At 48.1% G+C, this 514-nt stretch carries 2 protein-coding genes; both read left to right on the forward strand.

Going from position 1 to position 514, the window contains the following annotated elements:
* A partial coding sequence (locus A3751_RS01760) for a 7-cyano-7-deazaguanine synthase (RefSeq protein ID WP_197466099.1) occupies positions 1-273 on the forward strand: 273 nt, incomplete at its 5' end.
* Positions 274-276: 3 nt separating this feature from the next.
* A partial coding sequence (locus tag A3751_RS01765) for a metallophosphoesterase (protein WP_197466100.1) occupies positions 277-514 on the forward strand: 238 nt, incomplete at its 3' end.

Genomic DNA, 514 nt, shown 5'->3' on the forward strand with positions numbered 1-514 from the left:
GCGATCTACCCTGATTGCCGGCCTGAATTTGTGCGTAAGATGGCCGATGTCGCTCGGATTGCTAACTATGAGCCGGTCGATATTGTCGCGCCATTTTTAAATGCCACTAAGGGAGAAATTCTCGCGCAGGGTTTGAAATATGGCTTGGATTACTCCAAAACGTGGACTTGCTACAAAGGCAGAGAACGAGCATGCGGTACATGCGGTGCATGTCAGGAGCGGCTTGAGGCTTTTGCTGATAATAATGCGATAGACCCTGTGAGCTACGAGTAACCCATGGCCGTGTATGCAATAGGCGATCTTCAAGGTTGTTATACGTCTTTTCGTAAGCTTCTCAATGCGGTCGATTTTGCGTCAGAAAGAGACGAGCTGTGGCTCGCAGGCGATTTGGTGAATCGTGGTCCTGATTCGCTCAACTGTTTGCGCCTCGCTAAACGTCTCAAAGCGAAAATTGTCTTGGGAAACCATGACTTGCATCTTCTTGCTTGCTACTATAGTAAGCACTTACTTAAGA

It is taken from the genome of Oleiphilus sp. HI0080, from assembly GCF_001635135.1.